This window comes from Enterobacter sp. RIT418, assembly GCF_003057745.1.
In the GTDB taxonomy this organism is placed as follows: Bacteria; Pseudomonadota; Gammaproteobacteria; order Enterobacterales; family Enterobacteriaceae; genus Enterobacter.
In genome coordinates, this window is sequence record NZ_QBJD02000020.1 from 13,695 (window position 1) to 34,161 (window position 20,467).

At 55.5% G+C, this 20,467-nt stretch carries 19 protein-coding genes; 8 read left to right on the forward strand and 11 right to left on the reverse strand.

Annotation, left to right across the window (positions count from 1 at the left end; all coding sequences use genetic code 11):
* Nucleotides 1–53: 53 nt before the first annotated feature.
* Nucleotides 54–1,463: a glutamate--ammonia ligase gene (gene glnA, locus DBY73_RS19385; protein WP_112012689.1), complete on the reverse strand. Its 1,410-nt coding sequence runs from the start codon at nt 1,461–1,463 to the stop codon at nt 54–56.
* Between the two features lie 376 nt (nt 1,464–1,839).
* Here glnA and typA point away from each other — a divergent pair, with 376 nt between their 5' ends.
* Nucleotides 1,840–3,663 carry a ribosome-dependent GTPase TypA gene (typA, locus tag DBY73_RS19395; RefSeq protein WP_112012691.1) on the forward strand — a complete coding sequence of 608 codons (1,824 nt, stop codon included), beginning with the start codon at nt 1,840–1,842 and terminating at the stop codon, nt 3,661–3,663.
* A 79-nt stretch (nt 3,664–3,742) separates the two neighbouring features.
* Here typA and ompL read toward each other — a convergent pair whose 3' ends face one another.
* From ompL to yihU, 7 genes are all read right to left on the reverse strand, one after another.
* Nucleotides 3,743–4,429 (reverse strand): porin OmpL, encoded by a 687-nt coding sequence (gene ompL, locus DBY73_RS19400; RefSeq protein ID WP_112012693.1) that lies wholly within the window; start codon nt 4,427–4,429, stop codon nt 3,743–3,745.
* 74 nt (nt 4,430–4,503) lie between these two features.
* Nucleotides 4,504–5,928 (reverse strand): MFS transporter, encoded by a 1,425-nt coding sequence (locus DBY73_RS19405; protein WP_112012695.1) that lies wholly within the window; start codon nt 5,926–5,928, stop codon nt 4,504–4,506.
* 43 nt (nt 5,929–5,971) lie between these two features.
* Nucleotides 5,972–7,354, reverse strand: coding sequence for an MFS transporter (locus DBY73_RS19410; RefSeq protein ID WP_112012697.1), 1,383 nt, complete (start codon nt 7,352–7,354; stop codon nt 5,972–5,974).
* A gap of 45 nt (nt 7,355–7,399) precedes the next feature.
* A complete protein-coding gene (locus DBY73_RS19415) occupies nt 7,400–9,424 on the reverse strand; it encodes an alpha-glucosidase (protein WP_112012698.1) in 2,025 nt (674 codons plus the stop codon).
* A 16-nt stretch (nt 9,425–9,440) separates the two neighbouring features.
* Complete coding sequence (gene yihS, locus DBY73_RS19420) at nt 9,441–10,682, reverse strand: sulfoquinovose isomerase (RefSeq protein ID WP_112012699.1); 1,242 nt, start codon at nt 10,680–10,682, stop codon at nt 9,441–9,443.
* Nucleotides 10,683–10,696: 14 nt separating this feature from the next.
* The gene (gene yihT / locus DBY73_RS19425) at nt 10,697–11,572 is read right to left on the reverse strand and encodes a sulfofructosephosphate aldolase (RefSeq protein ID WP_112012701.1); all 876 of its coding nucleotides are present in this window, start codon (nt 11,570–11,572) and stop codon (nt 10,697–10,699) included.
* Nucleotides 11,573–11,590: 18 nt separating this feature from the next.
* Nucleotides 11,591–12,481, reverse strand: coding sequence for a sulfolactaldehyde 3-reductase (gene yihU / locus DBY73_RS19430; protein ID WP_112012703.1), 891 nt, complete (start codon nt 12,479–12,481; stop codon nt 11,591–11,593).
* Between the two features lie 155 nt (nt 12,482–12,636).
* Here yihU and DBY73_RS19435 point away from each other — a divergent pair, with 155 nt between their 5' ends.
* The 6 genes from DBY73_RS19435 (at nt 12,637) to fabY (ending at nt 17,381) form a co-directional block, all read left to right on the forward strand.
* Complete coding sequence (locus DBY73_RS19435) at nt 12,637–13,533, forward strand: sugar kinase (RefSeq protein WP_112012704.1); 897 nt, start codon at nt 12,637–12,639, stop codon at nt 13,531–13,533.
* A gap of 34 nt (nt 13,534–13,567) precedes the next feature.
* Nucleotides 13,568–14,368 carry a DeoR/GlpR family DNA-binding transcription regulator gene (locus DBY73_RS19440; protein WP_112012706.1) on the forward strand — a complete coding sequence of 267 codons (801 nt, stop codon included), beginning with the start codon at nt 13,568–13,570 and terminating at the stop codon, nt 14,366–14,368.
* Between the two features lie 118 nt (nt 14,369–14,486).
* A complete protein-coding gene (gene yihX / locus DBY73_RS19445; RefSeq protein ID WP_112012708.1) occupies nt 14,487–15,086 on the forward strand; it encodes a glucose-1-phosphatase in 600 nt (199 codons plus the stop codon).
* Entirely contained in the window at nt 15,080–15,961 is an 882-nt protein-coding gene (locus tag DBY73_RS19450; RefSeq protein ID WP_112012710.1) for a virulence factor BrkB family protein, read from the forward strand. Before yihX ends, DBY73_RS19450 begins: the two co-directional genes overlap by 7 nt.
* Entirely contained in the window at nt 15,958–16,395 is a 438-nt protein-coding gene (gene dtd / locus DBY73_RS19455) for a D-aminoacyl-tRNA deacylase (protein ID WP_112012711.1), read from the forward strand. Before DBY73_RS19450 ends, dtd begins: the two co-directional genes overlap by 4 nt.
* 44 nt (nt 16,396–16,439) lie before the next feature.
* A complete protein-coding gene (gene fabY / locus DBY73_RS19460; RefSeq protein WP_181573264.1) occupies nt 16,440–17,381 on the forward strand; it encodes a fatty acid biosynthesis protein FabY in 942 nt (313 codons plus the stop codon).
* Between the two features lie 11 nt (nt 17,382–17,392).
* Here the strand turns inward: fabY and DBY73_RS19465 are convergent, their stop codons facing one another.
* Nucleotides 17,393–18,310, reverse strand: coding sequence for an alpha/beta hydrolase (locus DBY73_RS19465; protein WP_112012715.1), 918 nt, complete (start codon nt 18,308–18,310; stop codon nt 17,393–17,395).
* Nucleotides 18,311–18,685: 375 nt separating this feature from the next.
* Between DBY73_RS19465 and DBY73_RS19470 the strand changes: the two genes are divergently transcribed.
* Complete coding sequence (locus DBY73_RS19470; protein WP_112012716.1) at nt 18,686–19,141, forward strand: SymE family type I addiction module toxin; 456 nt, start codon at nt 18,686–18,688, stop codon at nt 19,139–19,141.
* Between the two features lie 44 nt (nt 19,142–19,185).
* On the opposite strand, the gene DBY73_RS22195 is transcribed toward DBY73_RS19470, so the two are convergent.
* A complete protein-coding gene (locus DBY73_RS22195; protein WP_181573265.1) occupies nt 19,186–19,695 on the reverse strand; it encodes a hypothetical protein in 510 nt (169 codons plus the stop codon).
* Nucleotides 19,696–19,920: 225 nt separating this feature from the next.
* Nucleotides 19,921–20,427 carry a DUF2569 domain-containing protein gene (locus tag DBY73_RS19480; RefSeq protein WP_258458749.1) on the reverse strand — a complete coding sequence of 169 codons (507 nt, stop codon included), beginning with the start codon at nt 20,425–20,427 and terminating at the stop codon, nt 19,921–19,923.
* Nucleotides 20,428–20,467 lie beyond the last annotated feature (40 nt).

Genomic DNA, 20,467 nt, shown 5'->3' on the forward strand with positions numbered 1-20,467 from the left:
TCCATTGGTTTTTAACACTCTCACGATGCATCGTGCAGAGTTTTCATTCTGCTTTAAACGCTGTAGTAAAGCTCGAACTCAACCGGGTGCGGCGTCATGCGTACGCGGTCGTTTTCTTCGGTGCGCAGCGCGATGTAGGCGTCGATCGCTTCATCGGTGAACACGCCGCCCGCGGTCAGGAACTCACGGTCTGCGTCCAGCGCCTGCAGGGCTTCTTCCAGAGAGCCTGCAACCTGTGGGATCTCTTTCGCTTCTTCTGGCGGCAGGTCATACAGGTTTTTATCCATGGCTTCGCCTGGGTGGATCTTGTTCTTGATACCGTCCAGGCCGGCCATCAGCAGCGCGGCGAAGCACAGGTATGGGTTAGCCGCCGGGTCCGGGAAGCGCACTTCGATACGACGCGCTTTCGGAGAGGCAACCACCGGGATACGGATAGAAGCAGAACGGTTACGGGCAGAGTAGGCCAGCATGACCGGCGCTTCGTAGCCTGGGACCAGACGCTTATAGGAGTTGGTGGTTGGGTTCGCCAGGGCATTGATCGCTTTCGCGTGCTTAATCACACCGCCGATGTAGTGCAGCGCCTGCTCGGACAGACCGGCATACTTGTCGCCAGAGAACAGGTTGGTGCCGTTCTTGGACAGGGACATGTGGCAGTGCATACCGGAACCGTTGTCGCCAAACATTGGTTTTGGCATGAAGGTCGCGGTTTTACCGAAACGGTGCGCCACGTTGTGCACAACGTATTTGTAGATCTGAATCTCATCCGCTTTCTTGGTCATGGTGTTGAAGCGGGTTGCGATTTCGTTCTGACCAGCGGTCGCGACTTCGTGGTGATGCGCTTCAACGACCAGGCCCATCTCTTCCATGATCAGACACATGGTGGAACGGATGTCCTGTGAAGAATCGACCGGAGGAACCGGGAAGTAACCGCCTTTCACGCCAGGACGGTGACCTTTGTTACCACCTTCGTATTTGGTGGAGGAGTTCCATGCGCCTTCGATGTCATCGATAGCCACGTGGGAACCGGAAATCGTCGCGCCGAAGCGGATGTCGTCAAACAGGAAGAATTCTGGCTCTGGCCCGAACAGCACGGTGTCCGCGATGCCGGTAGAACGCAGGTACTCTTCAGCGCGTTTCGCGATGGAGCGCGGGTCGCGGTCGTAGCCCTGCAGCGTGCCTGGCTCAAGGATATCGCAGCGGATGATCAGCGTAGACTCTTCGAAGAACGGGTCAATGAGCGCGGTAGAGGCATCTGGCATCAGAACCATGTCGGATTCGTTAATGCCTTTCCAGCCGCCGATGGAGGAGCCGTCAAACATTTTGCCTTCTTCAAAGAATTCGGCGTTCACCTGATGAGCAGGAATTGTGACGTGCTGTTCTTTACCTTTGGTATCGGTGAAGCGCAGATCAACAAACTTCACTTCATGTTCGTTCAGCATCGTCAAAACGTGTTCAGCGGACATACTTACTCTCCAGATTGGTCATTGTCGTCGTGGTAACGAGGTCTTCAAATCGGCCGTGCTGCCATTTTTTTACTGTATTTCTGTAAAGCGAAAACTGTGCCAACTTTTAAAACACCCCAAAAAGGCGTTATCATGCGCACCATAGTGCAAAAGTGCTGCACTACAATGGATTTGTTGCACCAGTATAGTGCTTCAATGTGAACATTGAGCACCATATTGGTGCAATTTACGTTAAAGTGCCCTTTTACCGCTCCGTGAAAGCGATCACAAAGCATCTCTGCAATACTTGTTTGCGGGGGATGTTTGTGATCCTGTTTTGTAGTGCGATTAATCCGTGTACAATAACGCGCTATTTCTAAATGCCTGAGGCAAAGTTGTGATCGAAAAATTGCGTAACATCGCCATCATCGCGCACGTCGACCATGGTAAAACTACCCTGGTTGATAAGCTGCTGCAGCAGTCCGGTACGTTTGATGCTCGTGCCGAAACTCAAGAACGCGTGATGGACTCCAACGATTTGGAGAAAGAGCGTGGGATTACCATCCTCGCCAAAAACACCGCCATCAAATGGAATGACTACCGTATCAACATCGTTGATACCCCAGGCCACGCCGACTTCGGTGGTGAAGTTGAACGTGTAATGTCCATGGTAGACTCCGTTCTGCTGGTCGTTGACGCAATGGATGGCCCAATGCCGCAGACGCGCTTTGTGACCAAAAAGGCGTTTGCCCATGGTCTGAAGCCAATTGTTGTTATCAACAAAGTTGACCGTCCTGGCGCGCGTCCTGACTGGGTTGTTGATCAGGTATTTGACCTGTTCGTTAACCTTGACGCGACCGACGAGCAGCTGGACTTCCCTATCGTTTACGCTTCTGCGCTGAACGGTATCGCCGGTCTGGACCACGAAGACATGGCTGAAGACATGACCCCGCTGTATCAGGCGATTGTTGACCGTGTACCGGCTCCAAACGTCGATCTCGACGGCACCCTGCAGATGCAGATCTCTCAGCTGGACTACAACAACTACGTTGGTGTTATCGGCATTGGTCGTATCAAGCGCGGTAAAGTTAAGCCTAACCAGCAGGTTACTATCATCGATAGCGAAGGCAAAACCCGTAACGGTAAAGTCGGTAAAGTCCTGACTCACCTGGGTCTTGAGCGTATCGAGAGCGACATCGCTGAAGCGGGCGACATCATTGCCATCACCGGTCTGGGTGAGCTGAATATCTCCGACACCATCTGCGACCCGCAGAACGTCGAAGCGCTGCCGGCCCTGTCCGTTGATGAACCAACCGTATCCATGTTCTTCAACGTCAACACCTCTCCGTTCTGCGGTAAAGAAGGTAAGTTCGTTACCTCTCGTCAGATCCTTGACCGCCTGAACAAAGAGCTGGTACACAACGTTGCGCTGCGCGTTGAAGAAACCCCAGATGCGGACGCCTTCCGCGTTTCCGGTCGTGGTGAGCTGCACCTGTCAGTTCTGATCGAAAACATGCGTCGTGAAGGTTTCGAGATGGCGGTTTCCCGTCCGAAAGTTATCTTCCGCGAAATCGACGGCCGTAAACAAGAGCCGTTCGAAAACGTGACGCTGGACGTTGAAGAGCAGCATCAGGGTTCTGTGATGCAGGCTCTGGGCGAGCGTAAAGGCGACCTGAAAAACATGAATCCAGACGGCAAAGGCCGCGTACGTCTCGACTACGTGATCCCAAGCCGCGGTCTGATCGGCTTCCGTTCAGAGTTCATGACCATGACCTCTGGTACCGGTCTGCTGTACTCCACCTTCAGCCACTACGACGATGTTCGTCCTGGCGACGTGGGCCAGCGTAACAACGGCGTTCTGATCTCTAACGGTCAGGGTAAAGCGGTTGCGTTTGCACTGTTCAGCCTGCAGGACCGCGGTAAGCTGTTCCTGGGTCACGGTGCAGAAGTGTACGAAGGCCAGATCATCGGTATTCACAGCCGTTCTAACGACCTGACCGTAAACTGCCTGACCGGTAAGAAACTGACCAACATGCGTGCGTCCGGTACGGACGAAGCAACGGTTCTGGTTCCACCGATCAAGATGACCCTGGAGCAAGCTCTGGAATTCATCGATGACGACGAACTGGTAGAAGTGACTCCACAGTCAATTCGTATCCGTAAACGTCACTTGACCGAAAACGATCGTAAACGCGCTATGCGCGGTGCGAAAGAAGAGTAATACGGTCAATCCGTAGGCCGGGTAAGCGCTTGCGCCACCCGGCAGGTAAAAAGCCGCTGATTTCTCAGCGGCTTTTTTATTAGAACGAATACCGTAATCCCAAGCGAATACGGTACTGCTCGCGGTTGTAGTCATTCCATCTGTCCAGCCACTGCAGTTCGAGGTACGGCAGCCAGTTTTTGTCGATCTTATAGCTGAACTTATTGGTGATTTCCCAGTGGTGGTCTTTGCCATTTTTACTGTGGTAATCATTCGCGCGCTGGAAAAAGTGTGGTTCAAAAGTGTAGAAAAACGCATCCGTCACTTTGAAGTTCCAGTAGTTGGCAAATTCGTGCGTGTCGTTCTTATCCATCTGCCCGTTATAGTCCGGCGTATCGTAATTGTTATGGTTATAGCGATAGCGAAACGTCAGGTTAAACCAGTCGATAAATTTATAGTTGGTATCCAGGTAAACGGCCCCGCCGGAGCCCGCGCTGCTGTCGTTAATTAACCCACCGGGCTGGAACGTCAGTTTGTCAGTGGGCTTAAAGAGCGGATACCACCCCTCAATTTCGTTATAGCTGTGCTTTAGCTCATCCCATTTCCCAACGTTATAGGCGTTGGTGAACATCAGCCCCGCGCCCATATCGAAGTTATAGCCCGCGCGAAGGATCACTTCGTGCAGCTCAGAGGCCGTGTTGTAGGCTTCACGGGTTTCCACATACGCACCGGCAAATGCGGTGCAGGACACAGACGACACGATAAGTGTAGTAATGATTCTTTTCATAATTTGTCCATGTATCAGGTACAGAAGGGCCGCCCTTCCTGTAGACAGGAAGGGCGAGGTGGCCAGATTTATAGTTATAAAGTGACTGCTGACGCTTTATTGTGGGTAGTTATCTCAGGGGTATTTGCTGAATCTCTTTTCCGTTGTCCAATCTCCTCGATAATAAAGGCGAAGCGCGCTTCGTTGAGTTTATAAAAGAGTCCCATCGTGATGGCGGCAATAATGGCCAGGCCGCACGGCCAGAGGAAAATTAGCTGGCGCAAGCCCAGCAGCGTGCTGGCGCTCTGTACCGCGTGGGGAATATAGCCTATCTGGGTCAGCATAATTCCCGGCAGGAATCCGGCGAGCGCGGCGGAGATTTTGCGCGAGAAGGTATAGCCGGTATACACCGATCCTTCGGCGCGGATACCCGTTTTCCACTCGCCGTAGTCGACGGTATCCGGCACCAGCGCCCAGTTGAGGCTATTCACAAACGCCGTGCCAAAGAAGGCCATGCAGGAAAAGAGCACGAACAGCAGGGAGCTGGTTCCCCAAAAGAAGTTCAGCACGTCGCCTACCGCCCACAGCGCCAGCCCGCCCAGATAAACTGGCTTCTTGCCAAAGCGCTTCACCGCGCCCGGCACCAGAAACACGCCTACCAGAATGCAGCCCATGCTGAAAAAGCCCATCCACGACAGCAGATGAAGATCGTTCAGCACGTACTGGGTGTAATAGACCTGAATCGCCAGCTTGATGTTAAACGCGGCGAGGGTACAGAGATTAGCGATGCACAGCACCAGCAGCGGCGGATTGCGAAAAATCGCGCAGAACGATTTCAGGATGCCGGGCTTGTGGTGATCGGGCGTGACCTCAACGTAGCGCTCCTTCACGCCGCTGTAGCACCACCACATGCAGAACAGTCCGCCCGTGACGAAAATCAGCGCGGCAACCAGATAGCCGAGAGAGGGCTGGTGGACGAACAGCGCCTGAATGGGCATAAAGCCAACGGTGCAGAGCAACAGCCCGACCGTTGCACCGCCCTGACGCCACGCCGCCAGCTGCGCGCGCTCGTTGGGGTTTTTGGTGATAGCGGGCACCATCGCGCCATACGCGCAGTTCATCAGGCTATAGCACAGCCCGAACAGCATAAAGAGCGCGGTGGCAAGCGCGGTTTTTACCGTCAGGCTAAAGTCGTTGGCCATAAACTGCGCCGTCGCGACCAGCGCGACCGGAACGGAGGCGTAAAGAATAAACGGCCTGAATTTTCCCCTCGCACCGATGTTGCGCCGGGAGTCCAGCAGCACGCCGGTCAGCATGTCGGTAAACGCGGTAAAGAATTTCGCGACCAGGAAAATAATGCCGCCATAGAACGCGGGCATGCCCAGCTCGTCCGTGTAAAACTTCAGCAGATACAGCGTGCCAATACACAGCATCAGGTTCGAGCCAAAATCGCCCATCCCGTAGGCGCACTTCTCGCGCAGGCTCAATTTCAGGGTTAACGGATCAGTATTGTGTGTCATGGTCGATCCCCGGAGCGCCCCGAAGAGCGCTCGCTCAAATCATTCAGGCCGTACGTTTGCGCAGCTCAATCTCTTCGACGATGCGCACATACATCTTCTCGTTGAGGTTGTAGAAGCAGCCCATCGCCACGATGGTGATGACCGCCAGCAGGCTTGGGTAGATAAAAATCAGCTGCCGCAGCCCCTCAACCGTGCCGGCGGATTGCACCACGTTGGGCACATAGCCGATCTGCGTCAGCATAATGCCGGGGAAGAAGCCCGCTAGCGCCTGGGAAACCTTTCTGAAGAAGGTGAACCCGGTATAGACCGTCCCCTCGGAGCGCACGCCGGTGCGCCACTCGCCGTACTCCACGGTATCGGAGACCAGCGCCCAGTTCAGGCTGTTCACAAACGCGGAACCGAAGAACGCCAAGCAGGAGAACGCCACGAAGCTCACCGAGCCGCCGCCGAAGAAATAGTTAAGCAGATCGCCCGCCACCCAAATGGCCAGTCCGCTGATATAGACTTTCTTCTTGCCGAAGCGTCGCACCGCCCCCGGCATCATAAAGACGCCGATAAAAATGCAGCCCATGCTGAAGAAGCCCATATACGACAGCAGGATCGGGTCGTTCAGCACGTACTGCGTGTAGTAAACCTGAATGGCGAGCTTGACGTTAAACGCGCCCAGCGTGCACAGGTTAGCGATGCAGAGGATAAACAGCGGGCGGTTCCCGGCGATGGCGCGAAACGACTGCAGCAGCCCCGGCTTTTGCGCCGGATTAGCGGGCTGTGCCTCAACGTAACGCTCGGTCACCCCTTTGTAGCACCACCACATAAAGAACAGCCCGAACAGCGAAAACAGGGTCGCGGCAAAGATGTAGCCAAGCTGGTCGTTGCCCTCAATCAGGTTCATCACCGGCACAAAGCCGACGGTGCACAGCAGCAGGCCGAGCGTGGCACCGCCCTGGCGCCAGGCGGCCAGCGAGGCGCGCTCGTCCGGGTTTTTAGTAATCGCGGGCACCATCGCGCCGTAAGAGCAGTTCATCATGCTGAAGAACAGGCCGTACAGCATAAACAGCACGGTTGCCATCACCGTTTTGCCGGTCACTTCGAACGGCGTGCCGACGAAGTTGGCAATCGCCAGCAGGGTCACCGGGAACGCCGCGTACAGCACGAACGGCCGGAACTTCCCTTTCGGGCCAATCTTGCGCCGGGAGTCGAGCATGATCCCGGTGCCCATATCGGTGAAGGCGGTAAAGAACTTGGCAATCAGGAAGATGATCCCGCCGTAGGTGCCCGGCAGCCCCAGCACGTCGGTATAAAATTTCAGCAGGTACAGGGTGCCGATATCCAGCAGGATATTAGAGCCGAGGTCGCCCATTCCGTAGGCGAGTTTTTCTTTAAACGGCAGGCGTAGGGTTGCCGGATCGGAAGTATGTTGACTCATTATTGTTCTCCGTCTGCCCGCAGGTTTCCCCGCGGGCGAGCCTTATCAGATATGACGTAAGGTGCTAAACAGATCTGCCCATTCGCTGTGCTGGCGATAGAAGACCGGCGGCTTGCCGAGCGGAGCATCAACGGTCACGTCGCCGCCCTGGCAGCACTCCCCGGTCCACGCATTCACCCAGCTGTCCTGCGGCAGATAGAGCGTCCAGTCCGTGCGCCCCTCTTCGTGAACGGGTGCCACCAGCAGATCGCGGCCAAACAGGTACTGATATTTCAGCGTGTAGGCGCGCGCGTCGTCCTCGTAGTGCAGGAACAGCGGGCGCATTACCGGCAGGCCGCTTTTGGCGTTCTGCGCGACGGCGGCTTTGATATACGGCTTCAGCGTGGTGAACACGGTGGTCATGCGCGCGAAGTGGGCGATGGTTTCCGCGTCGCCGTCGAACTGCCAGTTATCGCCAGGGCGGTTGCCTTCGTGCGTGCGCATCATTGGCGTGAAGGCGCTGAAATCGCACCAGCGCAGCAGCAGCTCTTTGCTGCGCTTCATCTCGAATAGAGTGGTATAACCGCCGATGTCGCTGTGGTGCAGGCCGTGGCCGGTCATCGCCAGAGACAGCGCCGCGGGTATGACCGAGGCCAGGCCGTCGTCGAGGCTCCAGTCGACGTTCTGATCCCCCGCCCACATCATCACGGAATGCTTCTGGCTGCCGGTGTAGCCTGCACGCATAAAGAACAGGATCTCGCCGAGCTTGCCGGTCTCCTCCAGCGCCTCGTAGTTACATTTGGCCCACAGGGCTGGCCACGCGTTGTGCATGATCTCCGCGCTGACGCCGTTGTGCAGGAAGGTATCGGTCGGCAGATATTCACCGAAGTCGGCCATCCATCCGCCGCAGCCCAGTTCGATCAGGTTCTTTTTGATGACCTCTTTGTACCAGTCGTAGGCTTCAGGGTTGGTCAGGTCGATAACGCCCGCATAGAACTCGCCGAACTCGACGTGGTAGTCCTCGCCGTCGGCATTTTTGGTCAGATAGCCGCGCTTCGCCGCCTCTTCGCAGAGATCTCTGTCGCTGGCGACGTACGGGTTGATGTAGGAGAGGAACTGCACGCCCTCCTGCTTCCACTGCTGAATACGCTCATCAAGCTGCGGATACAGCTCGCTGTTCCACTTCCAGTTCCACATCACGCGCTTGCCGAAGGAGGTCATGCGGATGCCGGACCAGTCCTGCGCCCAGATGCCGTTCACCTTCACGCCGCCTTTGCGCATAACGTCGAGCTTCTGCTGACAGACCTCGGTGCCGCCCTGAATACCCAGCGTCACGCCGTCGTAAACCCAGTCAGGCAGTTCAGGCTGGCGCCCCAGCAGTCCGGTGAGTTTTTCCAGCAGATCGATGTAGGTTTCCGCACAGTCGAAGCGCAGCGTGGCGTTATCTTCCCAGAACGCCAGCTCGTGGAAGTCCGGCGCGCTGAAGTCAAAATTCATGTAGCAGCTGTTGTCCACGTGGCAGTAGTACTTCTGCGTGCTCACGAAGGTGGGCTGTGGGAAGAAGGTCCAATAGTAATCGCCGCCCGCGTTCTCCTTGCAGTCGGCCTGCCAGGTCACGTAGGTTTGCTTGTTGCGGCCCACGCCCTGCTCGCTGGTCCACAGCGGGAACGGCTTGCCGCGCAGATCGAAATAAGAGAACTGCTCGCCGCAGCCGTAAATGTGATCTTCAGGCTGGGCCGCCAGCCGCAGCCAGATGCGGTTATGGCGGTGGGCATCGTTTTTAAGCTTCAGCTCCAGACGGCCTTCCGCATCCACGCCCACCAGCAGCGTGGCGCTGACCGCATCGCCGCGGGTAAAGCGGATCGCCCAGCCCGCGCTTTGCTGCGTGACGGTCGCGTCCGTCAGCGCGATCTTTTCGTTCAGTTTGTCCTTGATGCTGAAATTGCCGCGAAACATCTCAATATCAGCCTCACCTGCGCCGATCCACAGGCAGGGCGCATCCGCGGTGTGGGACAAAATCAGGCGGTTCTCCCAGCTGAGGGTGAAACCATTTTCATTATTTTCCAGATTTATATTGTGTAGGGTACGCATAAAAACTCCGTCTTTATTATTCGGCAAGGCTATCCAGTAATCCGGCGGCTACGGCAGGGGCTAAGCCCGGTGCCAGCGGCAGGCGGGGGATCACCAGGCAGTGCAGCAGATGGTAAATATCCTGCTTGCCGTCCCAGACTTTGGTGGTCACTTCGTTATTGGTATCCAGCTCCTGCCACCAGGAACCGTTCTCGTAGTCCATCAGGTACTTGATGCAGTAATCCCACCACGTCTGATACCAGGCTTCGTACTGCGCCTCGCCGGTGACCGTATACAGCGCATAGGCCGTGCCCATGGCCTCGACGATCGGCCAGCGCACGCGCTCGCGCACGATGGGCTTGCCGTCCCAGCCCACGGAGTAGACAAACCCGTCTGCGCCGTCCGGTGCCCAGGCGTCGCGAATGGTGGCGTGGAACAGCCCTTTGGCATCTTCCAGCAGCCACTCCGGCGGGGTTTCAAAACGGGCTTCCAGCGCGGCGCGCAGGTGCAGCATCAGGCGGCCCCACTCGATCCAGTGGCCCGGCGTGCCGCCGTAGGCGCGGAAGCGGTGGGCAGGATTGTCGATGTTGTAATCGCGGATCGGGTTCCAGTCAGTGTCGAAATGCTCGTTAACGCGGTACTCACCCTTGCGCGCCACGTCGTGAATAATCACCGAGGCGATGCGCAGGGCGCGGTCGAGCCACTTGCGGTCGTGCGTGACGTCGTAAACGATCAGGAAGGCTTCCACGGCATGCATATTGGCGTTGCCGCCGCGGTAATCCTCGGTTTTGCTGAAGGCCTCATCCCAGGATTCGAGGCACATTTGTTCCTCTTCGCTCCAGAAATAGCGCTCGATCACCTCAATCGCATCGTCCAGCAGCTGGCGCGCCTGCGGGTGGCCGGTGGTCACGGCGCTTGCCGCGCCCAGCAGCACGAAGAAGTGCTGATAGCCCTGCTTGGAGGCGTCAATCACCCCTTCATCGTTCACGCAGGCGTACCAGCCGCCGTGCCGCTTGTCGCGCAGCGGGCCGTTGAGGGCGTTAATGCCGTGCTCAACCAGGGCGTACGCGCCGGGGCGACCCATGTTTGCCGCCACCGCGTGCACGTGCAGCATGCGGGCGGTGATCCACAGGTGCGTGCCCATGTCGCTGCGCACCTGCCCGTTATTGCCCAGCCAGCCAAAGCCGGTCGGTACGGCGGCGTTTTTGCCGAAGTCGAAAATGCGGTCAGTCTCGTGTTCGAGCCAGCGGTTGTGGCTCAGCGTGTTAAACCATTTCATGTTCAGATCCTTTCTTAACGGCGAGCCATCATTTCGTCGACGATCTCACCCAAACGCTGCAGTTTCGGCACGGAGACGTCGCGCAGCATCATGTCGGTATCCGGCAGGCCCACCACGGACGACCATACGGCGCGACCGGCTAAAAAGCCTGACGCCCCCGCCTGCATGGCAACCTGCACCGCGCGCGGGAAGAGCTTGTCGTCCACGCCGGAGGAGAGGATCACCCACGGCATGTTGATTTCCGCGTTCAGCTTCTGCGAGGCGGCCAGCAGCGCCTGCTGCGTGCCTTTGCCATAGAGCGGCATTTCCACTTTGTAGAGGTCCGCGCCGCTGTCGCCTAGCTCTTTTGCCGCGTCGATAATCGCCTGCTCGCGGTCAAAGGCGGCACCGCGACGCGGCGGGCGTACCACCGGCTCAATGATGCTAAGCAGCCCGTTGCTGTGGCACAGCGTATTGAACGCCTTCACCATCTCCAGGCGCTGCTGCGGATCTTCGTCGCTGCGCCACAGCACCAGCAGCTTCAGCGCCTTGCCGCCGTCGCGTTTGACCGCCTGCGCGTCGATGTTCTTGTCAATCACCACGCTGTCCACCGGAATACCGTTCCCCGGGATAAACTCGTCGGCCGCGACAATCATCGCGCAGCTTTTGGCAACGGCCTGCTGTTCCACAATCTGGCGGTAGCAGAACTGCTGGTCAACGAGGATCGCAGAGGCGTACGGAGACAAAATTTTCGCCGCGCTGACCTTAAAATCCGTCAGGTGCTGGTCGGTTACCGGCACCTGCGCGCCCGCAGCGGCAAACATCAGGCGCATCGCTTCGCGCTGGTCCACGGCCAGCATCGCAAAACCGCCGGAAGGTCGGGTGATATCTTTCAGGGTGTACATCGTCATTCCTCAGTCCTTTTCGTATCAGTGTGATTTTTTCAGCCCGGCGGATGCGCGAACCTGTTCAAGAATGGCCGTCCAGTCTTCGCGACCGCGCCCGGCGGCGCGGGCCTGGTTGTAAACTTCGCGGGAAGCCGCGCCCAGCGGCATCGGAACGTGGAGCTGGTTGGCCACGTCGAGCGCGATCCCCAGATCCTTATGCGCCAGGTCGATCATGAAGGCGGGTGAGAGATCCCCTTTCAGCACCTTGTTCGGCCACGAGGTCGTGAAGTGGCCTTTGCCCGCGGGCGTGCCGCTCATCACCTTCAGCGCCACGTCGAAGGAGAGGCCGAGCGCTTCGCACAGCACGGCGGCTTCGGCGGAAAGCGCATTCAGGGCAATGCTCATATAGTTATTGATAAGCTTCACGCGGATGCCCATGCCCGGCCCGCCGGCGTTAATCAGCTCGTTGCCCATCGCCATGAGCACCGGCGTGGCGCGCTCAACCTGCTGGGCCGTGCCGCCCGCCAGCAGAAGCAGGGTTCCGGCGATGGCGTGATCGGACGTACGCCCGACAGGCACGTCCATCATGCTGAAGCCTTGCTCTGCCATGTCGCGGATCAGCGCGTCGGTTTGCAGCGGATGAATGGTGGACATATCTATCACCAGCGCGTCGCGGGATAGCCCTTCGCACACGCCGTGCTCGCCGAAGAGCACGCGGCGCACCAGATCACCGTTTGGCAGCATGGTAATGACGAATTCGGCGTCCGTTGCGGCCTGAGCGGGCGTAGCCGCCGCCCGTGCGCCGCTCTCCACCAGCGCCTGAACCGCCTGCGGGTTCACGTCAAAAACCTGTAGCCGGTGGCCGTGCTTCAACAGATTCTTCGCCATTGGCGCGCCCATCTGCCCTAAACCGATAAATGCGATTGCTGACATGCTTCTCTCCTGTCACATCGTGTCAATTTCTGCGCGTTTTTGTTGTCTGTTTTTGATCGTATTTGTAATTTATAGTCAAAAAATAGACATGGGTCACTTTTTAAACATTTGGTGAAATTAAAATGAGCACATCAGAAAACGCAGAAGGAATTACCATGACTCGCATCGTTTGTGTCGGCATTACCGTGCTGGATCGCATCTGGTATCTCGATGATTTACCAAAGGAAGGTGGGAAATATGTCGCGAAAGACTATACGGAGGTGGGCGGCGGCCCGGCGGCAACTGCGGCGGTGGCGGCGGCTAAACTGGGCGCAAGCGTGGATTTTATTGGCCGCGTGGGGGACGATGAGACCGGCAGAAGGCTGCTCGCGGAGCTGGAATCCCTGGGGGTGAACACCCGCTACACGCGCGTATTCAAAGGTGCCCGCTCGTCACAATCCGCGGTGCTGGTGGACGCAGGCGGAGAACGAGTGATTGCCAACTACCCCAGTCCCGATCTGCCCGCCGGGGCAGACTGGCTGCATGAAATCGACTTCTCCCAGTGGGATATTGTCTTAGCAGACGTGCGCTGGCATGACGGGGCAAAACAGGCATTTACCCTGGCCCGTCAGCAGGGCGTACCGACGTTGCTTGATGCGGATGTCACCCCGCAGGACATTGGGGATCTGATTGCCTTAAGCGATCACGCGGCGTTCTCCGCGCCCGGGCTACGGCGCCTTACGCAGCTGGATGAAACAGAAGAGGCGCTGAAAAGAGCACAAACGCTCACAAATGGACATGTGTATGTCACGCAGGGACGAGACGGGTGCTTCTGGCTTGAAAACGGCGCGGTGTGTCATCAGCCCGGTTTTGAGGTCGACGTCGTTGATACCACCGGTGCGGGCGATGTTTTCCACGGCGCGCTGGCGGTCAGTCTGGGGCAGCAAACGCCCGCCGCCGACGCCGTGCGCTTTGCCAGCGCCGTTGCCGCCCTGAAATGCACAAGGCCCGGCGGACGCGCGGGGATACCTGACTGTGATCAAACCCGCTCTTTTTTGTCACTTTTTGTATAAAATGCGGGGCGTGATGGTTTTCAGAGGACAGCCCATGAGCCTTACCGAACTGACCGGTAACCCGCGTCACGATCAGCTGCTGACGCTGATTGCCGATCGTGGCTATATGAATATTGATGAACTGGCGCAGCTGCTGGACGTGTCGACGCAGACGGTGCGCCGGGATATTCGCAAGCTGAGCGAGCAGGGGCTGATCACGCGTCATCACGGCGGCGCGGGCAGGGCATCCAGCGTGGTGAACACGGCATTTGAGCAGCGTGAGGTTTCACTGACCGAAGAGAAGCGGGCGATTGCCGAAGCGATTGCGGATTATATTCCCGATGGCTCAACCATTTTTATCACTATCGGGACGACCGTGGAGCACGTGGCCCGGGCGCTGCTGAACCACAACCATCTGCGCATCATCACCAACAGCCTGCGGGTGGCGCATATTCTTTATAAAAATCCGCGTTTCGAAGTGATGGTGCCCGGCGGCACGCTGCGCGCGCATAACGGCGGGATTATCGGCCCGGCGGCGACGGCCTTTGTGTCCGGCTTCCGGGCGGACTACCTCGTGACCAGCGTCGGGGCGATTGAACACGACGGCGCGATGATGGAATTTGACGTCAACGAAGCCAGCGTGGTGAAAACCATGATCGCCCACTCGCGCCACATTTTACTGGCGGCCGATCATACGAAATACCATGCCTCCGCGGCGGTTGAAATTGGTAACGTGGCGCAGGCCACCGCGCTCTTCACCGATGAACTGCCGGGCTCGGCGCTGCAAAATCACCTCAAATCCAGCAAGGTCGAAGTGGTTGAAGTCCATTCCGGAGAAGAACAGCAGGCGGGTTGACCTACCTTTGGCCCGTTTTTTTCAGTCGGGCCTTTCCTTTCTTTAAGCTGAATCTGGCGCATAGCCAAACCTTCTCTTTCCCGCTACAGTTAATTTTCCACGGCGAAAGGAGATAAACATGCTTTATATCTTTGACTTAGGAAATGTCATCGTCGACATCGATTTTAACCGGGTACTGGGCGCATGGAGCGATTTTAGCCGTGTTCCGCTGGCGACGTTAAAACAGAATTTCGCAATGAGTGACACCTTCCATCAGCACGAACGCGGTGAAATTAGCGATGAAGCGTTTGCAGAACGCTTCTGCCAGGAAATGGGGCTCTCGTTAAGCTACGAGCAGTTTTCCCACGGCTGGCAGGCGGTATTTGTCGCGATCCGCCCGGAAGTCATCGACATTATGCAGAAACTGCGCGAACAGGGGCATCGGGTTGTGGTGCTGTCGAATACCAACCGCCTGCATACGACGTTCTGGCCTGACGAGTATCCCGAAGTCCGGGCGGCGGCGGATAAGATCTACCTCTCTCAGGAGATGGGGATGCGTAAACCCGAAGCGCGGATTTATCAGGCCGTACTCCAGGCTGAAGGATTTAGCGCGGCCGATGCGGTCTTTTTCGACGATAACGCCGATAATATAGAGGGAGCTAACCAGTTAGGTATCACGTCAATTCTGGTGACCGGGAAAGAGACGATACCGAACTACTTTGCGAAGCAGCTATGCTAAAAACCGTTCATCAAAAAGCCACGCACCACACTCGACCGCTGCGTGCGTGGCTGAAACTCCTCTGGCACCGTATTGACGAAGACAACATGACCACGCTGGCGGGGAACCTCGCCTACGTGTCGCTGCTTTCGCTGGTGCCGCTGGTGGCCGTTATCTTTGCGCTGTTTTCCGCCTTCCCGATGTTTGCGGACGTGAGCGTGCAGCTTCGCCACTTTGTTTTCGCGAATTTCATCCCCGCGACCGGCGACATCATCCAGAACTACATTGAGCAGTTTGTGGCCAACTCCAGCAAGATGACGGCGGTAGGTGCGTGCGGGCTTATCGTCACGGCGCTGCTGCTGATGTACGCCATTGATAGCGCGCTCAACACCATCTGGCGAAGTAAAAAAGCGCGGCCCAAGGTTTATTCGTTCGCCGTCTACTGGATGATTTTAACGCTCGGCCCGCTGCTGGCCGGGGCAAGCCTCGCCATCAGCTCGTACCTTCTTTCGCTGCGCTGGGCGAGCGATCTGAATACCGTGATCGACAACGTTCTGCGCATCTTCCCGCTGATTTTGTCGTGGCTCTCTTTCTGGCTGCTGTACAGCGTGGTACCAACCACGCGCGTGCCCAACCGCGATGCTGTGGTAGGGGCGCTGGTCGCGGCGCTGCTCTTTGAGCTGGGTAAAAAAGGCTTTGCCCTCTACATCACCATGTTCCCGTCCTACCAGCTGATTTACGGCGTGCTGGCGGTGATCCCCATTTTGTTTGTCTGGGTTTACTGGACGTGGTGTATCGTCTTGCTTGGTGCAGAGATTACTGTCACTCTCGGCGTATACCGTGAACTCAAAAAAGCAGCAGAAGCTGAAAAACGACAAGAAGCAGACCAACCATGATTGCATTGATTCAGCGCGTAACCCGTGCCAGCGTCACCGTGGAGGGCGAGGTGACGGGTGAAATTGGCCCAGGACTTTTGGTGTTGTTAGGTGTCGAAAAGGATGACGACGAACAAAAGGCGAACCGCCTGTGCGAGCGCGTGCTGGGCTACCGCATCTTTAGCGATGCGGAAGGCAAGATGAACCTGAACGTTCAGCAGGCGGGCGGCAGCGTGCTGGTGGTGTCCCAGTTTACGCTGGCGGCGGATACCGAGCGCGGCATGCGGCCGAGTTTCTCCAAAGGCGCCGCGCCGGATCGCGCAGAAGCGCTTTACGACTATTTTGTTGAGCGCTGTCGCCAGCAGGAAATGAATACACAAACCGGACGATTCGCCGCGGATATGCAGGTATCGCTGGTGAACGATGGCCCCGTGACGTTCTGGCTCCAGGTATGAGCCAGCTGGCGGCGTGGCCGCGGGTAACAAGAGAGAGTACAGCTATGTATCACCTTCGAGTACCGCAAACGGAAGAAGAGTTAGAAGCGTATTACCAGTTCCGCTGGGAAATGCTGCGTAAGCCACTCCACCAGCCGAAAGGCTCGGAACGCGACGCCTGGGACGCCATGGCGCACCACCAGATGGTGGTGGATGAAGAGGGCAACCTCGTCGCCGTCGGTCGCCTGTACATCAATGGCGATAACGAAGCCTCGATTCGCTTTATGGCGGTACACCCGTCCGTTCAGGATAAAGGGCTGGGCACGCTGATCGCCATGACGCTTGAGTCCGTCGCCCGCCAGGAAGGGGTTAAGCGCGTCACCTGTAGCGCCCGTGAAGACGCAATGGATTTTTTTGCCAAGCTGGGCTTCGTGAACCAGGGCGAAATCACCGCGCCGCAAACCACGCCGATTCGTCACTTTTTGATGATCAAACCGATCGCCACCCTGGACGACATTCTTCACCGCGCCGACTGGTGCGGGCAGCTGCAGCAGGCCTGGTACCAGCACATTCCGCTGAGCGAGAAAATGGGCGTGCGCATCCAGCAGTACACCGGGCAAAAGTTCATTACCACCATGCCGGAAATCGGCAATCAGAACCCGCACCACACGCTGTTTGCCGGTAGCCTGTTCTCGCTGGCGACCCTCACCGGCTGGGGTCTGATCTGGCTGATGCTGCGCGAACGCCACCTTGGCGGCACCATCATCCTGGCGGATGCCCACATTCGCTACAGTGCGCCTATCAGCGGCAAGCCCAGCGCGGTGGCCGATCTCGGCGCGCTCGGCGGCGATCTTGACCGTCTGGCCCGCGGCCGCAAGGCACGCGTGCAGATGCAGGTTGAGCTGTTCGGCGATGAAACGCCGGGCGCGGTGTTTGAAGGCACCTACATCGTCCTTCCCGCGAAGCCCTTTGGCGCGTTTGAGGAAGGGGGGAATGAGGAGGAGTAATCTTCTCTTTGTTATCGCCGGGCGAGGTTAATCCGCCAGGCGATATCCCGCATAAGGTCACGTGCTGAGGGGCTAATTCCCCCAAGCTGGAAGAAGCCGTGGATGACTCCCAGCCATCGCTGGGCGGTACATGTTACGCCTTGCTCTGTCAGGCGCTGATGGAGCGCTTCGCCTTCATCGCAAAGCGGATCATACTCAGCGGTAATAATATGCACAGGCGGTAGGCCGTGAAAATCATCGCGCCACAGGGGGCTGGCTTCTGGGTGACGACGGCCTATCTTCGCAAGATACATCTCATAACCACTGAGCAGCGTATCACGGGTAATTACGTAATCTTTTCCATTCAGGGAATAACTTTCAAAACTCGCAGTGGCGTCAAGCATAGGATAGATAAGAATAAGTTGTGCAGGTTGCCAGAGCGCTTTTGCTTTGAGCCGCAGCGACGTTACCAGCGCCAGATGTCCTCCCGCACTGTCTCCGCAGAGCGTAATTTGATTTTTATCCACGCCTAGCTGGTCTGCATAATGCCAGACAAGATCTGCACCTTTCTCTGCATCATCGTGGGCGGCAGGGAAAGTATGTTCGGGCGCAAGCCTGTACTGGACTGCTATAACGCGGCAATTGCCATAGCACGCCAGCTGACGAAGTTGATTATCGTGCGTTTCAAAACCGCCGCTGACAAAGCAGCCGCCATGATAGTAGATGACAGCCGGTAGTGCCGTGGGGGCATTCAGAGGTGAAAAAACCTTAACGGTAAGATCTTCCAGTTTTAGCGTTTCCACTTTTACCCGCTGCTCGGTTTCTCCGGCAAGCGCTATACTGGCAACATACCCCGATCGTCGATCTTCTATGCTCATAAGGCGTGAAGAGGGCCGACCAGCAGTGATGAAATCCTCAACCAGGTTATAAATCCCTTTTTCCAGTGTCATAGTTTTGTTCTCATGCCTGTATAGATACACAGGTTTATAACGCTCTTTGTGGCAGATGAAAAGTGAGGGTGAGGATAAGGATTCAAAACTGGAAAGCGGCTCGCAAGATTTCATTCCCTGAAAATATTTACCGAGATTATTTAATATGAGCTGTTACAGCCTGTTGTATTATTTTTACGAGCCGCCTCGCATTTATTAAACGTTTCCCGTAACGCAGTGCTGTATCTTTATCCATAGAGGTATAATGGGCGCAGGAAAAATCAGCAATACAGGCTGTGAATAATATGTAGTGAAAGTGAAACGGTATGAACGCGGTATAAAGGTGTTGACGCACCGATATACCGCTAACCACAAACAACTAATGAGGAGTTGATTATGGCTGCGAAGAATTCTATGCCAGAGCGGGCTATTGCCCAAACAGAAATTGCAGTATTTGAGAGTGATAACGATATTCGCGAGCCGGTGCACAAAAAAGATGCCCGTCGCCTCCATGGCAAGCGGACTGATGCCGCTTCTTTACATCCCAGAGCTGAAACGCCGGAGGACAGTTCGGCCTGTTGTGAACTCTATTCCCGGATGGACAGAAACTACCTTCCCCTTAGCGGGCAGTGGTTGTCGAACGCAGGTTTCATTGATGGCATGCCGGTGAAAATCCGTGTGATGAAGGATTGCATCGTGATCACGCCACAACATACACGCGAACTATGGGGTTGCCTGGAAGGTATGAGTATGGTGTATATAAATAAACAAAAAGTGGCTGACTGGTTGAAGACGTTTCCTGGGGCGCTGAATGATTTAGGTGATGTGCCAGTGATTAAGCGTGGTAATTGACACTTAAAAGAGAGATCCCGGCTCAGTGGCCGGGATTTGATGTGCTATCTTTTTTTTCTATGACTGTACCGTCGATAATGAATCCATCCACAACTAGACCCTGCAAGAAGTCCACAAAAGATACCTGATTTTATTGCTTTCATAAAATTAATATTTGAGAAGCTAAATTTTCCTGAATAAAATAACTCAGACCTAATTTGGACGAGTATAAACCATAATGAGAAAACGAGCATTAGAGTGAAAATGAGATACAAGAAAGTAAGTAGAACCTTAAAAATATTATTCCTCATTCCCCCCCCCTCCGCGTACTTTTTAACCCACTTACCTGCCTGATCATTCGAAAATTCATATGTGCCAGAGCCAAATATAATTCCAGTTGTGCCCGGTAAGGGATCTATTGGTAAAGGTTTTGATACTCCCATCCCAACATCAGTCCAGATCCAGTCTTTCCACGGTTTCATTGGATTAAAGACTTTATCAAATCGTCCCTGAATTAACTTTCCGACACCATAGCCTAACCCTGATGCCGCTCCGCTGATTACCCCACCTTTCATCGGGTCATCTCCTGCTTCAGGTCATAACGGCCATACCATAGCGCTTCCCATTGCAGCAACGGCTGTTTCACACGAAACTGGGGTACTGCCGCTACAGGCTTCCTTAATCGCAGCCTGTTGTTCTTCCTGCCATTTCTCTACTGTTCCCGGTTTGTTCGCTTCAGCTGCTGCCAGCACATGCACCAGCGAGTTATTCTCAACAACAAAGTCATTAATCAGACATAGCTACCGACAAAAAACAATATTAATTCTTTTGGAATAAATAAAATAAGGTATCCATATAACAACACCAAATATTCCACTCACTAGTAATCTGATATTTCCTGAATCCAGCTGTACATCAAAAAGAATAGCCGGTAATACAGTAAGATAGAGAGCAACAATCAGTCCTGTTGCATAATAAGTGATCATGGCTTTTCGAGTTCCAATCTTGCGTCTAAAAAACAACCACGTTGCATAAAGGGAAACAATGAATCCACATATCAGAAACGCAAATGCCCCCATAGCGTAATAAGATAAAAAGCCAGTTCTATGGAAATAATTGAATGCGGTCATGGTGAAGCTGTAAAAATCAATAGCACTACCAATAACACCCAGGAGGAGCCCCAGAGCAGGAAGATATAATAGTCCATTAATTTTACTTAACTCCTCGTTTTCACAAACATCACACAATCCAGACTCTTTGTTTGCTTCTAAACCTTTACATTTTATACATTCCATTTTTTGTTCCATCTTTCATTCATGGTGTGACGATCATGTTTGGTTTTCTAAA

Coding starts and splice junctions, on each gene's coding strand:
- glnA (WP_112012689.1), bottom strand. CDS start 1,463: ATGTCCGCTGAACACGTTTTGACGATGCTGAACGAACATGAAGTGAAG.
- ompL (WP_112012693.1), bottom strand. CDS start 4,429: ATGAAAAGAATCATTACTACACTTATCGTGTCGTCTGTGTCCTGCACC.
- DBY73_RS19405 (WP_112012695.1), bottom strand. CDS start 5,928: ATGACACACAATACTGATCCGTTAACCCTGAAATTGAGCCTGCGCGAG.
- DBY73_RS19410 (WP_112012697.1), bottom strand. CDS start 7,354: ATGAGTCAACATACTTCCGATCCGGCAACCCTACGCCTGCCGTTTAAA.
- DBY73_RS19415 (WP_112012698.1), bottom strand. CDS start 9,424: ATGCGTACCCTACACAATATAAATCTGGAAAATAATGAAAATGGTTTC.
- yihS (WP_112012699.1), bottom strand. CDS start 10,682: ATGAAATGGTTTAACACGCTGAGCCACAACCGCTGGCTCGAACACGAG.
- yihT (WP_112012701.1), bottom strand. CDS start 11,572: ATGACGATGTACACCCTGAAAGATATCACCCGACCTTCCGGCGGTTTT.
- yihU (WP_112012703.1), bottom strand. CDS start 12,481: ATGTCAGCAATCGCATTTATCGGTTTAGGGCAGATGGGCGCGCCAATG.
- DBY73_RS19435 (WP_112012704.1), top strand. CDS start 12,637: ATGACTCGCATCGTTTGTGTCGGCATTACCGTGCTGGATCGCATCTGG.
- DBY73_RS19440 (WP_112012706.1), top strand. CDS start 13,568: ATGAGCCTTACCGAACTGACCGGTAACCCGCGTCACGATCAGCTGCTG.
- yihX (WP_112012708.1), top strand. CDS start 14,487: ATGCTTTATATCTTTGACTTAGGAAATGTCATCGTCGACATCGATTTT.
- DBY73_RS19450 (WP_112012710.1), top strand. CDS start 15,080: ATGCTAAAAACCGTTCATCAAAAAGCCACGCACCACACTCGACCGCTG.
- dtd (WP_112012711.1), top strand. CDS start 15,958: ATGATTGCATTGATTCAGCGCGTAACCCGTGCCAGCGTCACCGTGGAG.
- fabY (WP_181573264.1), top strand. CDS start 16,440: ATGTATCACCTTCGAGTACCGCAAACGGAAGAAGAGTTAGAAGCGTAT.
- DBY73_RS19465 (WP_112012715.1), bottom strand. CDS start 18,310: ATGACACTGGAAAAAGGGATTTATAACCTGGTTGAGGATTTCATCACT.
- DBY73_RS19470 (WP_112012716.1), top strand. CDS start 18,686: ATGGCTGCGAAGAATTCTATGCCAGAGCGGGCTATTGCCCAAACAGAA.
- DBY73_RS22195 (WP_181573265.1), bottom strand. CDS start 19,695: ATGAAAGGTGGGGTAATCAGCGGAGCGGCATCAGGGTTAGGCTATGGT.
- DBY73_RS19480 (WP_258458749.1), bottom strand. CDS start 20,427: ATGGAACAAAAAATGGAATGTATAAAATGTAAAGGTTTAGAAGCAAAC.